Annotated in this window: 14 protein-coding genes; 7 read left to right on the top strand and 7 right to left on the bottom strand. The window is 59.8% G+C overall.

From position 1 onward, the window contains the following. The first annotated feature begins 99 nt into the window (after nt 1-99). A complete protein-coding gene (maa, locus tag ACJ8IP_RS18350) occupies nt 100-657 on the top strand; it encodes a maltose O-acetyltransferase (RefSeq protein WP_047026577.1) in 558 nt (185 codons plus the stop codon). 13 nt (nt 658-670) lie between these two features. Here the strand turns inward: maa and ACJ8IP_RS18345 are convergent, their stop codons facing one another. The 3 genes from ACJ8IP_RS18345 to uvrA form a co-directional block, all read right to left on the bottom strand. Further along, nucleotides 671-1,534, bottom strand: coding sequence for a M48 family metallopeptidase (locus ACJ8IP_RS18345; protein WP_080301905.1), 864 nt, complete (start codon nt 1,532-1,534; stop codon nt 671-673). A 153-nt stretch (nt 1,535-1,687) separates the two neighbouring features. Continuing rightward, nucleotides 1,688-2,494: a MipA/OmpV family protein gene (locus tag ACJ8IP_RS18340; protein ID WP_033651345.1), complete on the bottom strand. Its 807-nt coding sequence runs from the start codon at nt 2,492-2,494 to the stop codon at nt 1,688-1,690. A 328-nt stretch (nt 2,495-2,822) separates the two neighbouring features. Next, entirely contained in the window at nt 2,823-5,651 is a 2,829-nt protein-coding gene (gene uvrA / locus ACJ8IP_RS18335; RefSeq protein WP_442524483.1) for an excinuclease ABC subunit UvrA, read from the bottom strand. A gap of 277 nt (nt 5,652-5,928) precedes the next feature. Between uvrA and ssb1 the strand changes: the two genes are divergently transcribed. Then, nucleotides 5,929-6,459 (top strand): single-stranded DNA-binding protein SSB1, encoded by a 531-nt coding sequence (ssb1, locus tag ACJ8IP_RS18330; RefSeq protein ID WP_004936793.1) that lies wholly within the window; start codon nt 5,929-5,931, stop codon nt 6,457-6,459. Between the two features lie 85 nt (nt 6,460-6,544). On the opposite strand, the gene ACJ8IP_RS18325 is transcribed toward ssb1, so the two are convergent. The 4 genes from ACJ8IP_RS18325 to bhsA form a co-directional block, all read right to left on the bottom strand. Next, a complete protein-coding gene (locus ACJ8IP_RS18325) occupies nt 6,545-7,501 on the bottom strand; it encodes a cyclase family protein (RefSeq protein WP_047573539.1) in 957 nt (318 codons plus the stop codon). A 225-nt stretch (nt 7,502-7,726) separates the two neighbouring features. Then, nucleotides 7,727-7,939 carry a DUF1471 domain-containing protein gene (locus tag ACJ8IP_RS18320; protein ID WP_033644427.1) on the bottom strand — a complete coding sequence of 71 codons (213 nt, stop codon included), beginning with the start codon at nt 7,937-7,939 and terminating at the stop codon, nt 7,727-7,729. A gap of 263 nt (nt 7,940-8,202) precedes the next feature. Further along, a complete protein-coding gene (locus tag ACJ8IP_RS18315) occupies nt 8,203-8,952 on the bottom strand; it encodes a 3-oxoacyl-ACP reductase family protein (protein ID WP_164106557.1) in 750 nt (249 codons plus the stop codon). A 150-nt stretch (nt 8,953-9,102) separates the two neighbouring features. Beyond that, complete coding sequence (bhsA, locus tag ACJ8IP_RS18310; RefSeq protein WP_042785456.1) at nt 9,103-9,363, bottom strand: multiple stress resistance protein BhsA; 261 nt, start codon at nt 9,361-9,363, stop codon at nt 9,103-9,105. A 195-nt stretch (nt 9,364-9,558) separates the two neighbouring features. Between bhsA and ACJ8IP_RS18305 the strand changes: the two genes are divergently transcribed. From ACJ8IP_RS18305 to ACJ8IP_RS18285, 5 genes are all read left to right on the top strand, one after another. After that, the gene (locus ACJ8IP_RS18305) at nt 9,559-10,002 is read left to right on the top strand and encodes a lipocalin-like domain-containing protein (protein ID WP_033644432.1); all 444 of its coding nucleotides are present in this window, start codon (nt 9,559-9,561) and stop codon (nt 10,000-10,002) included. Next, nucleotides 9,999-10,667 carry a glutathione S-transferase family protein gene (locus ACJ8IP_RS18300; protein WP_033644433.1) on the top strand — a complete coding sequence of 223 codons (669 nt, stop codon included), beginning with the start codon at nt 9,999-10,001 and terminating at the stop codon, nt 10,665-10,667. Before ACJ8IP_RS18305 ends, ACJ8IP_RS18300 begins: the two co-directional genes overlap by 4 nt. Before the next feature lie 47 nt (nt 10,668-10,714). Continuing rightward, nucleotides 10,715-11,122, top strand: coding sequence for a VOC family protein (locus tag ACJ8IP_RS18295; protein ID WP_164106555.1), 408 nt, complete (start codon nt 10,715-10,717; stop codon nt 11,120-11,122). A gap of 333 nt (nt 11,123-11,455) precedes the next feature. Further along, nucleotides 11,456-12,817: an NCS2 family permease gene (locus tag ACJ8IP_RS18290; RefSeq protein WP_033644434.1), complete on the top strand. Its 1,362-nt coding sequence runs from the start codon at nt 11,456-11,458 to the stop codon at nt 12,815-12,817. A gap of 197 nt (nt 12,818-13,014) precedes the next feature. Further along, nucleotides 13,015-14,664 carry a Na+/H+ antiporter gene (locus ACJ8IP_RS18285; protein WP_004936822.1) on the top strand — a complete coding sequence of 550 codons (1,650 nt, stop codon included), beginning with the start codon at nt 13,015-13,017 and terminating at the stop codon, nt 14,662-14,664. The last annotated feature ends 24 nt before the right edge of the window (nt 14,665-14,688 follow it).

The following is a 14,688-nucleotide window of genomic DNA, read 5'->3' as shown; positions in this document are numbered from 1 at the left end:
ACCGTGATCGCGGCTTTAAATTGGGAACGTTCCCTTTTTATTGCCGGGCTAAAGCGGCTACGCTTGGGCATTCAAGAAACGCGGATGAAGGAGGCCGACATGGCCATGAGCGAAGAAAAGCGCAAGATGATCGCCGGAGAACTGTACGACGCCGGCGATGAACTGCTGCGCAGCGAGCGTCGGCGCGCGCGCCAGATAACGCATCGCTACAACCACTCATCGCCGGAAGAGGGCGAGCTGCGCAAACAGTGGCTGGACGAGCTGCTGGGCGGCTATCAAGGCGGCGCCATCGAGCCGACGTTCCGCTGCGACTACGGCTATAACATCTATCTCGGCAAGAACTTCTACGCCAATTTCGACTGCGTGATCCTCGACGTGTGCGAGGTGCACATCGGCGACAACTGCCTGCTGGCGCCGGGCGTGCATATCTACACCGCCACTCATCCGCTGGACGCCGAGACCCGCGCCGGCGGCGCCGAGTTCGGCAAGCCGGTCAAGATTGGCAACAACGTGTGGATCGGCGGGCGCGCGGTGATTAATCCGGGCGTGACCATCGGCGATAATGCGGTCGTGGCCTCCGGCGCGGTGGTGACCAAAGACGTGCCGGCCAACTGCGTGGTGGGCGGCAACCCGGCGCGCGTGCTGAAAACGCTGTAAGCCCTCGGGCGGATTAAAACATGCTGCCATGGCGCTCGAAGCCGTGCATCTCGATGTCTTTGAGCGCCTTGAAGCGTTTGACCATCACCGCATGGTCTGACAGCAGATTGCTGATGCGAACAAACAGCTCCTTGTTCTCTTCTTCGCACTGCTCCAGCCAGGCCTGCGGATTCACGCCGTGCTGCATCCAGGGGCCGACGGCCAGCAGCCGCACCGTGTTGGCGTAGTTCGGGCACACCGCGAGCGCCACGCGATCGGCGGAATACTCCTGCGCGCGAGTGGTCGCCAGGCCGGGCAGCACCAGCGACTGCGGCACAACGCCGATCGCCAGACGCCACAGCGACACGTGCCGCAGCTTGTGATGGGCCAATTCATGGGCCAGCACGAACTCCACGATCTCCGGCGCGGTGGGCATCAGCATGGCGATTTCAGCATGGATCACCACGTAGCGCTGGCGGCGGTTGCATTCCAGCGCGAAGGCGTTGACCACGCCGTTGCCGTTGGTCAGATAAAGCTTGGGCAGCGTCTTGAGTTCCAGCCGACGGCCGATATCCTGATACAGCGCGAACAGTTCCGGAAATTGCGCCGGCCCGATGCGCAAGGCGTTGGATTTCGCCTGTGCGGCGAGATAGAAACGGTAAATATAGAAAGCGATCGGGATCAGCGGTAATAACGCGAGCAGGCTGAGGGTATCCAATGTTTCCTTGGCGTCGTCTCCCAACCCAAGTGCAGTTCCATCCGTATTTACCACGACGGCGGCGATGCCAAATAAAAAACCGAACAAGGTAATTATCGCCGATAGCCAGATCATGGGCATTTCCCAGCGGTGGCGAAATGCGGTGAAATTACGACATTCCGTCGCATGATGTTGACACATAAAATATCCTTAATAAGGGAAAGCCACGCCTGACATTGTCAGGTAAATAATGAATGTTTAATTATCCATCCGTTTACCTAACACTCAGCTAAACTGTAGTTCGTTTTTTAATCATGGCGTTTATCCCTTCCTGCACAGACTTAGGCAAAAACGTCAAAAACTGTAGCTGGCGCTGGTGAAGGCCATGCCCGAGGTGGTTTTCTCAACGATGGGGCTGTCGGCCGCGTCGCCCAGCAGGCGCGTTACGCCGACGCCGGCCTGGAAGGCCACGTTCGGTCGCCATTGGTAGTTGAGTGCGGCGGTGAGCGTCGCGTCCTTGAAGCCGCTGCCCGGCCGATATGCGCTGAAGGCGCTGTGCTGCGCCTGCTGCGACGTCACGCCGAAATAGCCGCGCTGATAGCCGCTGTTGGCCCAGGTGGTGGAGAGATTGCCGATAAGCGTCAGCTGTTCGCTGAGCGGATATTGCCCGGTCAGTCCGCTTTCCACATAGGCGGTGTGGCCCAGTTCTTCCCCGCCGTAGCTGCGTTTGCGCGTCGCCTGCATCCCTTTGACATAGGCGCGGAAGGGGTCGAGTTGGTAGCTCAGCTCAGCGCCGGCTTCCAGCGCGCCGCCCAGTTTGCCCATGCCTTTGAGTCGAGTGTTGCGCCCGCGCAAGGTTTTGATTTCCTCGTCACGGCCGGCGTCATAGTTGAGCAATAACGCGATGCCTACGGGCCCGGCGATGGGGAATTGCCAGCGCGCCCCTTCGCTGCCCGCGCTGAATTCTCCCCAACTGGCGTTTTGATAGCCGGCATTCACCTGATACAGCGGTTCAATGCTGTAAAAAGACGAGCCTTCATAGGCGGGAGCGACGGCGAGGCCGCCGGCGAGCGTTAAAGACGCTTCGCCGTCCTGCGCCTGACCGGCGAGGGGAAAAAGAAAGAGCAGGGCGGCGGCAGAGGTACCCAGTTTATTATCCACGTTAAACACCTTTATATCATCCCATTGAATAAACGGCCCGCAGGCCCACGTTTAAATGACGGCTTATTGATAAACGCCATGTTTATATTGATTAATCGACAGGCGACGGCGCGCCATTGGCGTTATTTCACCGCAATAGTGAAACGCATGGGGAATAAACAAAAGCCAAACAAATGGCATGATGGGGCGAGTTTATTATTGGCTGGGTTCAAAGCGCCTGTTTTTAAAGGAATGATGCAGCGAAGGGTATTTAATGTTTCTCGCAGAGGGATAGGTTGATTGCTCAACGAGGCGGAATAGGGCGCCTCGTTGAGCGTATCATCCGCCGTTATTTTTCCAACAGCGGTTTCAGGAAGCGCGCGGTGTGCGATTTTTCACACTCGGCGACCGTTTCCGGCGTGCCGGCGACCAGGATCTCGCCGCCGCCGCTGCCGCCTTCCGGCCCCAGATCGACGATCCAGTCGGCGGTTTTGATCACGTCCAGGTTATGCTCGATGACCACGATGGTATTGCCCTGATCGCGCAGCTGATGCAGTACCGCCAACAGCTGTTGAATATCGGCGAAGTGCAGACCGGTGGTCGGCTCGTCGAGAATATACAGCGTCTGGCCGTTGCCGCGTTTCGACAGCTCGCGCGCCAGCTTGACGCGCTGCGCCTCACCGCCGGAGAGCGTGGTGGCCGACTGGCCGAGACGGATGTAGGACAGGCCGACATCCATCAGGGTTTGCAGCTTGCGCGCCAGCGCCGGCACCGCGTCGAAGAAATCGCGCGCTTCTTCGATGGTCATCTCCAGCACTTCGTGGATGCTCTTGCCTTTGTACTTCACTTCCAGCGTTTCGCGGTTATAGCGTTTGCCTTTGCACTGGTCGCACGGGACGTAGATGTCCGGCAGGAAGTGCATCTCGACCTTGATCACCCCGTCGCCCTGGCAGGCTTCACAGCGCCCGCCCTTGACGTTGAAGCTGAAGCGGCCCGGCGTATAGCCGCGGCTGCGCGACTCCGGCACGCCGGCGAACAGCTCGCGCACCGGGGTGAAGATGCCGGTGTAAGTGGCCGGGTTGGAGCGCGGCGTGCGGCCGATCGGGCTCTGATCGATATCGATCACCTTGTCGAAATGTTCCAGGCCGGTCACTTCGCGGAATGGCGCAGGCTCGGCGATGGTGGCGCCGTTAAGCTGGCGCTGGGCGATCGGGAACAGCGTATCGTTGATCAGCGTCGACTTGCCGGAGCCGGACACGCCGGTGATGCAGGTAAACAGACCGACCGGCAGCGTCAGCGTCACGTCCTTCAGGTTGTTGCCGCGCGCGCCGCTCAGCTTCAGCACCTTGGTCGGATCGGCCTGCACGCGCTGCGCCGGGATGGCGATCTCGCGCTTGCCGCTGAGGAACTGGCCGGTCAGCGATTCCGGCTGCGCCATGATGTCATCGACGGTGCCTTCCGCCACCACCTGGCCGCCGTGCACGCCGGCGCCGGGGCCGATGTCGATCACGTGGTCGGCGGCGCGGATGGCGTCTTCGTCATGCTCCACCACGATCACCGTGTTGCCGAGGTTGCGCAGGTGGATCAGCGTTTCCAGCAGGCGCTCGTTGTCGCGCTGGTGCAGGCCGATCGACGGCTCATCCAGCACGTACATCACGCCCACCAAACCGGCGCCGATCTGGCTGGCCAAACGGATACGCTGCGCTTCGCCGCCGGAGAGCGTTTCCGCCGACCGGGACAGCGACAGGTAGTTCAGGCCGACGTTCACCAGGAACTTCAGGCGATCGCCGATCTCTTTCAGGACTTTCTCGGCGATCTTGGCGCGCTGGCCGCTGAGCTTCATGTTCTGGAAGAACGTCATCGCATGGCCGATGCTCAGATCGGAGATCTCCGGCAGCGTGGTGTCTTCGACGAACACGTTGCGCGCTTCTTCACGCAGGCGGGTGCCGTGGCACGAGGCGCAAGGGCGGTTGCTGATGAACTTCGCCAGCTCTTCGCGCACCGCGCTGGATTCGGTCTCTTTATAGCGGCGCTCCATGTTGTGCAGCACGCCTTCGAACGGGTGGCGGCGCACGGTGGTGTCACCGCGATCGTTGATGTATTTGAATTCGATCGACTCTTTGCCGGAGCCGCTCAGCACCGCCTTCTGCACGTTGGCGCTCAAGGTGTTGAACGGGGCTTCGACGTCGAACTCATAGTGCTCCGCCAGCGAGCGCAGCATCTGGAAGTAATAGAAGTTGCGGCGATCCCAGCCGCGGATTGCGCCGCCGGCCAGCGACAGCTCGGGGTTTTGCACCACGCGATCCGGATCGAAGAACTGTTGCACGCCCAGGCCGTCGCAGGTCGGGCAGGCGCCGGCAGGGTTGTTGAAGGAAAACAGGCGCGGTTCCAGTTCGCGCATGCTGTAGCCGCAGATCGGGCAGGCGAAGTTGGCTGAGAACAGCAGCTCGTCCGCTTTTTCGTCGTCCATGTCCGCCACCACCGCGGTGCCGCCCGAGAGCTCCAGCGCGGTTTCGAACGATTCGGCCAGGCGCTGCGCCATGTCGTCGCGCACCTTGAAACGGTCGACCACCACTTCGATGGTGTGTTTTTTCTGCAGCTCCAGCTTCGGCGGATCGGACAGATCGCACACTTCACCGTCGATGCGCGCGCGGATATAGCCCTGAGCGGCCAGGTTTTCCAGCGTTTTGGTGTGTTCGCCCTTGCGATCTTTCACCACCGGCGCCAGCAGCATCAGGCGCTTGCCTTCCGGCTGGCTCAGCACGTTGTCCACCATCTGGCTGACGGTTTGCGCCGCCAGCGGCACATGGTGATCCGGGCAGCGCGGCTCGCCGACGCGGGCGAACAGCAGGCGCAGGTAGTCGTGGATCTCAGTGATGGTGCCGACCGTGGATCGCGGGTTGTGCGAGGTGGATTTCTGCTCGATGGAGATCGCCGGCGACAGACCTTCAATATGGTCGACGTCCGGTTTTTCCATCAGCGACAGGAACTGGCGCGCATAGGCGGAGAGTGATTCGACATAGCGCCGCTGCCCTTCGGCATACAGCGTATCGAAAGCCAGCGAAGACTTGCCGGAACCGGACAGGCCGGTGACGACGATCAGTTTGTCACGCGGGATGATCAGGTTGATGTTTTTCAGATTATGGGTTCGAGCACCACGAACTTCGATATTGTCCATTTACACTTCCCGTCTTGATGATACACCGCGCCTGTCGCGATTTTTGCGGGGGATTTTGTGATGGATCTCGCAAAAAACCGGCACAGCCAGGTCGAAACGCATAATTATGACACAAAAAAACCTGAATGGATATCCAGTATGCGAATGCAATAAGGTCGATTGGAAAGACAATTCTGGAATGCAATTCGCACTTATCAACACGGGTGTGGTTTCGTACTCAGCGTGGTAAACTGACGCGTTTATACTGTGTAGAAATCAATCATCGGGAGAAGTGCTCATGGCCAGCAGAGGCGTAAACAAAGTAATTCTGGTCGGGAATCTGGGTCAGGATCCAGAAGTCCGTTACATGCCGAACGGCGGCGCAGTGGCCAACATTACCCTGGCGACCTCCGAAAGCTGGCGTGACAAAGCGACCGGCGAACAGAAAGAGAAGACCGAGTGGCACCGCGTAGTGCTGTTCGGCAAACTGGCTGAAGTGGCGGGCGAATACCTGCGCAAAGGCTCTCAGGTCTATATCGAAGGCTCCCTGCAGACCCGTAAATGGCAGGATCAGAGCGGCCAGGATCGCTACACCACCGAGATCGTGGTTAACGTCGGCGGCACCATGCAGATGCTGGGCGGCCGTCAGGGCGGCGGCGCACCGGCCGGTCAATCTGCCGGCGGCCAGGGCGGTTGGGGCCAGCCTCAACAGCCACAGGGCGGCAACCAGTTCAGCGGCGGCCAGCAGCAGTCTCGTCCGGCGCAGAACAGCGCTCCGGCGACCAGCAACGAACCGCCAATGGATTTCGACGACGATATTCCGTTCTAAGCCTGGCAACAGCGCTAAAAAAACCCCGCTCAGGCGGGGTTTTTTGTGGGCGCTCACTGCCGATTTTCTGCGGCGGTGTCGCCAATCAGTAAATTGCTACCGGGTTGATGTTGACCTGCGTTGAGCCGACATACAGCGGTTGTCCCAGCACGAACAGGAATTCCCAGGTTTTCGTGCGCACCAGTGGGCGGCTGTCGATCAGTTCCAGGTTATAGACGCCGCGTTTGGCCAGCAGGTATTGGTTGACCGGGAACTCTTCGTCATTTTTCGGGTTAGGGTATACTTCGGAAGCCCAGGTATCACCGCCAAAGGCCACGATGCCTTGGTCAGCCAACCACTTCGCCGCTTCCATGCCAATACCCGGCTCGACCTCCAGGAATTTTTTATTGTCCTTACCAATCAGCTCCAGCCAACCGGTATTAAATAAAACAACGTCGCCTTTCCTTAAGCTAATGCCCTGCTTCTTAAGCACCGCTTGAATATCCGCAACGGAAAATTCGGTGCCGCCCGGAACGATGTCTTTATGATAATAAGCCGTCATATCGAGCACCACGCCGCGTGTGACCATGGGCGGCACTTTTTCCACGCCCAATTTTTTCACGCCATCTACGGTGACGAAATCCGCCGCCTTATTGCCGTTATAATAAACATTGTCGATGCCGATATGGCCAATGCCATTCAACTGAGTGCCGACGCCGGTCCAGGCATTCACCAATTCATCATTAAAGGTGAATTTATTTGGGCCAAGCGTTTTACCGTCCTGCTGACCAGGCTGAATATTATATAAGCGGAAGCTGCGGTGGCGGAACGCCGGGAAATCTTTATCGACGGGCACCGCCAATGACAATGTCTTGCCTTGTTTTACCAACTGCACGGACTGTAATACCCCTTCTGGCGTGAGCAGGTTGGCCGCGCCGATTTCGTCTTTTGCACCGTAAACGGAAGGATACCAGTCTGACGGCTGAGCGGCGGACTCTGCGGCGTGTGCAGGCACTGTGGCAAGCAAAGGCAGCAAGAGGGAGAGGCGATACAATGATTTCATCAGTGACTCATCCTTATAACAACGTATTGCAGGGTGAATGAAAATGAGCCGTCCGGACATGGCGACATCAGGCCGCCGAATAATAACCGATGGAGAAAGAAGCTCATTTTTGGGTGCGCGGGATGTATTAGCGTAATGCCTTATAACAAGGCGTGGTGAATAACCACCCGACGATGACTTCCTTATGCGGAAATAAATAACGCCGGGCGAGCGGCGTCATTGATATTATTTTTTCAGCTCAGCACTCATGGTGACGAAATTACCCATATAGGCGCTGGTGATTTTGTAGCCGCTTGCGCCGGCCTCTTGCGCTTTTTTAGCGATGAGGGCTTCGGTGGAATCCAGCGTGCTGCCGGTTGCGGTAACGCTCTCTGCTGCAGCGTTAAACGACAGCGTGGAAAACAGAGCGAGTGAAATAACGGTGGTCATGGTTTTCATATCTTTATCCTGTGTTCGACAATTCGAAAAATAAGGGTGTCCGGTACGACACGATGGAGCGAAGGATAAAGGGGGCAGTGAGGTGAATAAATAACAGAATCGTCAATAAACTATTCCGTTTTTGTACATAAACTGATTCGATTGTTGTCTTTCACGCGGGATTGGCGGCGTAAAGCGTGGGCAGGGGAAACAAGCGTGCATCGACGTCGTCAGGCTTGCATACTGCGGCAAGCCAATAAAAAGCCCCTCGCGGGGCTTGGACGTTACGCCGAGAAGCCGCCGTCGATGCTCAGGCTGGCGCCGGTGATATAACCCGCCTGCGGGCCCGTCAGGTAGGCGACAAAACCGGCGATCTCTTCATCTTTGCCGTAGCGGCCGATCGCCATCAGCTGCTTGAGCTGATCGGCGAACTCGCCGGCGTCCGGGTTCATTTCGGTGTCCACCGGGCCGGGCTGCACGTTATTGACGGTGATGCCGCGTGGGCCGAGATCGCGCGCCATACCCTTGGTCAACCCGACCAGCGCCGATTTGCTCATCGCATACACCGCCGCGCCGCCGAACGGCACGCGTTCGGCGTTGGTGCTGCCGATGTGGATGATGCGCCCGCCGTCATTCATGTGGCGCGCCGCCTCTTGGCTGGCGACGAATACGCTGCGCACGTTGACCGCCAGCATGCGATCCAGATCGTCCAGCGCCAGCGCTTCGGTGCTGCCCAATGTAAACACCCCGGCGTTGTTCACCAGAATATCCAGGTTGCCGAAGTGGCTCACCGCCTGGCGAACCGCCTGCTGCAGCGCCAACGCATCGGCGCTGTCGGCCTTGATGGCGAGGGCTTTGCCGCCGGCGGCGGTCACGGCGCTCGCCACCGCTTCGGCGCGATCGGCCGAGGCGGCGTAGGTAAAGGCGACGGCGGCGCCTTCGTTCGCTAACCGTTTCACGATGGCGGCGCCGATGCCGCGGGAGCCGCCCTGAACGAATGCGACTTTGCCTTGCAGAGGTTGTGCTGTCGTCATGCTATTTCTCCAAAGTGGGTGAGGGTATTGCGCTGTCATTCAGTATGGGTGAAATGAATGGCGATCACTGTCCACAAAGAGCTCTGGCCGCCTGAAACGAGAAAAGCCCCTTGCGGGGCTTCTTTCTTCCGTCGATTGGCTGTCCGACGATCAGTTGAAGATTTCTGCGGTGCCGTACAGTTTGTTTTGGCCGCCGGCGGCGACGATGCGGTAGGAACTGGCGCCCGACGCAGCGGCTTTGCTGGCAAGTTCGCTTTCCAGCGCGCTCAGGTTGGCGGCGCCGCTCACGGTGACTACGCCGATTTTCTGCGCGTCTGCGGCTGGCTGGCTGGTTGGCAGGTCAGCGGCGAAGGTCGCGAAAGAAGCGGTAGCCAGCAGTGCAGCGGTAGCAAAAATTTTGACGTTTTTCATGATGTGTTCCTCAGAGTATTTATTAGGTGAGAGCGCGTTGTCTCTCGATGTGTTAAATACTAGTGCACCGGGTGTGAATAAAAAATCGGAGAGTTTTGAGTATCTCTGTCAAATAAATTGATGGTTTTTCAGCCGTTGGCGTGCGGCAAAAATTGCCACTACCCTTTACAGACGATCCTTAACCGGAGAAGCGTCATGACGGTAAACGCGTTTATCGGCAGCTGGGCGTTGGTGTCGTCGGCGTTCAAAAACCAGAACGGCGAGCTGAATTACCCGCTGGGCGAGCAGGTGTTGGGGCGCATCCACTATGAGGCCAACGGCACGATGGCGGCGCAGCTATACAGCGCCGTGCGGCCGCGTTTCGTCGCCGACGATTTGGCGCAGGGATCCGAGCGGGAGATCCATGCCGCCTTCATCAATATGATTTGCTATTTCGGCCGTTATCAGGTGGAAGAAAGCGAGCAACGGGTGGTGCATCAGGTTGAAGGCTGCTCGTTCCCCAATTGGATAGGCAGCCGTCAGGTGCGCTTTTACGCCTTTAACGCCGATCGGCTGACGTTGCGCACGGTGCCGCTGCAGCTCGGCAACGGCGTGCAGATCGGCGAACTGGTGTGGCAGCGGACAGGAGCGTCATCATGATCATTGTTCATCATCTCAATCACTCGCGGTCGCAGCGCATTCTGTGGTTTTTGGAAGAGCTGGGCGTGCCCTATCAGGTGCAACGCTACGAGCGCGATCCGCACACTCTGCTGGCGCCGCCGGCGCTGAAAAAGATCCACCCGCTGGGCAAATCGCCGGTGATCGTCGATGGCGATCTGACGCTGGCGGAATCCGGCGCCATTATCGAATACTTGCAGGAAGCCTACGACGCACAGGGCATGTTTATGCCGACGGACTTCCACGCGCGCCAGCAATACCGCTACTGGTTGCACTACGCTGAGGGATCGCTGATGCCGCTGTTGGTGATGAAGCTGGTGTTCAGCCGTCTCGGCCAGCCGCCGATCCCCTGGCTGCTGCGGCCGGTGGCGGGCGCGATCGGCAAGGGCGTACAGCGCGAATACCTCGACAAACAGATCGCGCCGCACTGCGAGTATCTCGAACAGCACCTGAACAAGGGCAGCTGGTTCGTCGGCAACGATTTCAGCGCGGCGGACATACAGATGAGCTTCCCGCTCGAGGCGATGGCGGCGCGCGGCGCGTTGGACAATTGCCCGAAACTGCGCGGCTTCCTGCAGCGCATCCACGCCCGGCCCGCTTACCAGCGGGCGCTGGAACAGGGCGGCCCTTACGACCTGCTGAGTTAAGCGGATGGGCTATACTCGATGGGGTCATTCTTCATCGGAGGTAGCCCATGGCTACGCAAATCTTCGTAAATCTGCCCGTACGCGATCTGCCCGCCTCAATGGCGTTTTTCACCCAGCTCGGCTTCGGCTTCAACCCGCAATTTACCGACGATACCGCCGCCTGCATGGTGGTCAGTGACACGATTTACGTGATGCTGCTGACCCACGACAAATTCAGGATGTTTACCCCGAACCCGATCGGCGACGCCAAACAGGCCACCGAAGTGTTGGTGTGCCTGTCGCAACCCAGCCGGGCGGCGGTGGACGAACTGGTGCGCAAGGCGATCGCCGGCGGCGGCAATACCTATCATCCGCCGCGGGACTATGGCGTGATGTACGGCCACGGATTTCAGGACCTGGACGGCCATATCTGGGAATTGATGTATATGGATCCCGCAGCGGTGCAGGCGCAATAAGATCGCCGTGAAACAGGCTGGCAGGGGCGCCGGATCGCCCCGTCTTTTCGCGCAGAAGCCCTTCCCGCCGCTTTCTGCATAAATTGCCGCGATCTTTAGTTGATTAGACGCTAGGGAAGGCAGGATAATCGTTTGCCTTGAATAAACCACCATAAATCACCCGTACCGCGCGCTGCGAGTTAAACGTTTGCCTTGGTGCGCATCGCCGTTGGCGGTGCGACGGAAGGGCAAGGAAGCGGAACGTGACGTAAACGATTACGTGGCGATCAGGCGCGGGCGAGATTACAGGCCTGCTGCGACGGGCCGATTCATGAAACACAGGGGAAGTAACCTATGTCGAACTCTCAAGCGAACCACGCCGCAAAACCAACCGGCGGGCTTGATGGCTATTTTAAAATTTCCGCGCGCGGCAGCAGCGTGCGTCAGGAGGTGGTGGCGGGGCTGACCACCTTCCTGGCGATGGTGTACTCGGTGATCGTGGTGCCGAGCATGCTGGGCAAAGCGGGCTTCCCGCCGGCGGCGGTGTTCGTTTCCACCTGTCTGGTGGCCGGTCTGGGCTCGCTGCTGATGGGGCTGTGGGCTAACCTGCCGATGGCCATCGGCTGTGCGATCTCGTTGACCGCCTTTACCGCTTTCAGCCTGGTGCTCGGCCAACATATCAGCATTCCGGTGGCGCTGGGCGCGGTGTTCCTGATGGGCGTGCTGTTTACCGTCATCTCGGTCACCGGCATCCGCGCCTGGATCCTGCGCAACCTGCCGATGGGCGTGGCGCACGGCACCGGCATCGGCATCGGGCTGTTCCTGCTGCTGATCGCCGCCAACGGCGTCGGCCTGGTGGTGAAGAACCCGCTGGATGGCTTGCCGGTGGCGCTCGGCGCGTTCACCTCTTTCCCGGTCGTCATGACGCTGGTCGGCCTGGCGGTGATCTTCGGCCTGGAGAAACTGCGCGTGCCCGGCGGCATTCTGCTGGTGATCATCGCCATTTCCATCATCGGCCTGATCTTCGACCCGGCGGTGAAATATCAGGGGCTGTTCGCCATGCCGAGCCTGGCGGACGCTGACGGCAAATCGTTGATCTTCAGCCTGGATATCATGGGCGCATTGCAGCCGGTGGTGTTGCCGAGCGTGCTGGCGCTGGTGATGACCGCGGTGTTCGACGCCACCGGCACCATCCGCGCGGTAGCCGGGCAGGCCAACCTGCTGGATAAAGACGGCCAGATCATTAACGGCGGCAAGGCGCTGACCTCGGATTCCCTGAGCAGCATCTTCTCCGGGCTGGTGGGCGCCGCGCCCGCCGCGGTCTACATCGAGTCCGCCGCCGGCACCGCCGCGGGCGGCAAGACCGGCCTGACCGCCACCGTGGTCGGCGTTCTGTTCCTGCTGATCCTGTTCCTGTCGCCGCTGGCCTATCTGGTGCCGGTCTACGCCACCGCGCCGGCGCTGATGTACGTCGGCCTGTTGATGCTGAGCAACGTCACCAAGCTGGACTTCAACGACTTCGTCGACGCGATGGCCGGCCTGCTGTGCGCCGTGTTCATCGTGCTGACCTGCAACATCGTCACCGGCATCATGCTGGGCTTCAGCTCGCTGGTCATCGGCCGCATCTTCTCCGGCGAATGGCGCAAGCTGAACATCGGCACCGTGCTGATCGCCGTGGCGCTGGTGGCGTTCTACGCCGGCGGCTGGGCGATTTAAGCCTCTTGGGTTTCCCTCGCCCATCGGGCGGGGGAGCCTGTGACGGCAATTCCCTTCTTAAGATAAGTCTTCTTCTGCTCTGCACCGCGTTTTGAAAGGCACAACAAGCTTTAACGGCTGTAAAAAAAGTGATCTACTATCGGGACCAACGCAGGCCCTGAGCCGATGTCGTCTGAATCGTAGAGTCTAAGGAAAGCATGGAAATCTTTTTTACAATCCTCATTTTGATCCTGGTGGTCTCCCTGTCCGGGGTGGTGACGCGCATGTTGCCGTTCCAGGTGCCGCTGCCGCTGATGCAAATCGCCATCGGGGCCCTGTTGGCCTGGCCGCATTTCGGGCTGCACGTCGATTTTGATCCCGAACTGTTCCTGGTGCTGTTCATCCCGCCGTTGCTGTTCGCCGACGGCTGGAAAACGCCGACGCGCGAGTTCCTGCATCACGGGCGTGAAATTCTCGGCCTGGCGCTGGTGCTGGTGCTGATCACCGTGGTCGGCGTCGGTTATCTGATCTACGCCATGGTGCCGGGCATTCCGCTGGTGGCGGCCTTCGCGCTGGCGGCGGTGCTGTCGCCGACCGATGCCGTGGCGCTGTCCGGCATCGTCGGCAAAGGGCGGATTCCCAAGCCGATCATGGGCGTGCTCGAGGGCGAGGCGCTGATGAATGACGCGTCCGGCCTGGTGTCGCTCAAGTTCGCCATCGCGGTGGCGATGGGCACGATGGTGTTCACCGTGGGCGGCGCGACCCTTGAATTCCTCAAAGTGGCGATCGGCGGCCTGTTGGCCGGCGTGGCGGTCACCTGGACTTACAGTAAATCGCTGCGGGTGATGAGCCGCTGGAGCGGCGACGATCCGGCGACCCAGATCGTGTTCCTGCTGCTGCTGCCGTTCGCGTCCTACCTGATCGCCGAACATATCGGCGTTTCCGGCATCCTGGCGGCGGTGGCGGCGGGGATGACCATCAGCCAATCCGGCGTGATCCGCAACGCGCCGCTGGCGATGCGCCTGCGCGCCAACAGCGTGTGGGCGATGCTGGAATTCGTGTTCAACGGCATGGTGTTCATCATGCTGGGCCTGCAGCTGCCGGGCATTCTTGAAACCTCCATCCTGCAGGCGGAACTGGATCCGACCATCCAGACCTGGTATCTGTTCGCCGACGTGGCCACCATCTACGCCGCGCTGCTGGTGCTGCGTTTCACCTGGCTGTGGGTGATGAAGAAGGCCAGCAACCGCTTTATGAAAAAGCGTCCGCTGCAGTTCGGCGATTACAGCACGCGTGAGCTGTGGGTGGCGTCGTTCGCCGGGGTGCGCGGGGCGATTACCCTGGCCGGCGTGCTGTCGATACCGCTGTTGCTGAGCGACGGCACCGCCTTCCCGGCGCGCTATCAGCTGGTGTTTATCGCCGCCGGGGTGATCCTGCTGTCGTTGATTGTCGGCGTGCTGGCGTTGCCGCTGCTGTTGCGCGGCGTGCAGGTGACCGACAAGAGCGCCAGCAAGCAGGAAGAGCGCATGGCGATCGCCATGGCGGCCGAGGTGGCGATCGAGAGCGTGAATAAAATGGAAGAGCGCCTGGTCGCCGATACCGAAGAGAACCTCGATCCGCAGGTGTTGAAAGAGGTCAGCTCGCGGGTGACGGGCATGCTGCGGCGGCGTATCGCGTCGAAAGACGATATCGAGAATGCGCTGGCGATGGAAAACCTCGAGCGGCGTTTCCGCCTGACGGCGCTGCGCGCCGAGCGCGGCGAGCTGTACCACCTGCGCGCCACGCAGAAAATCAGCAACGAGACGCTGCAAAAACTGCTGCACGATCTCGATTTGCTCGAAGCGCTGTTGATCGAGCGCGAGGGGTAAACGCAGAGGGAGGAATAAACGTTT

This window comes from Serratia sp. CY52157, assembly GCF_052168495.1.
GTDB lineage: Bacteria > Pseudomonadota > Gammaproteobacteria > Enterobacterales > Enterobacteriaceae > Serratia > Serratia ureilytica.
The sequence above is the reverse complement of the archived record's forward strand: the minus strand, read 5'-3'. Positions and strand labels throughout refer to the sequence as shown.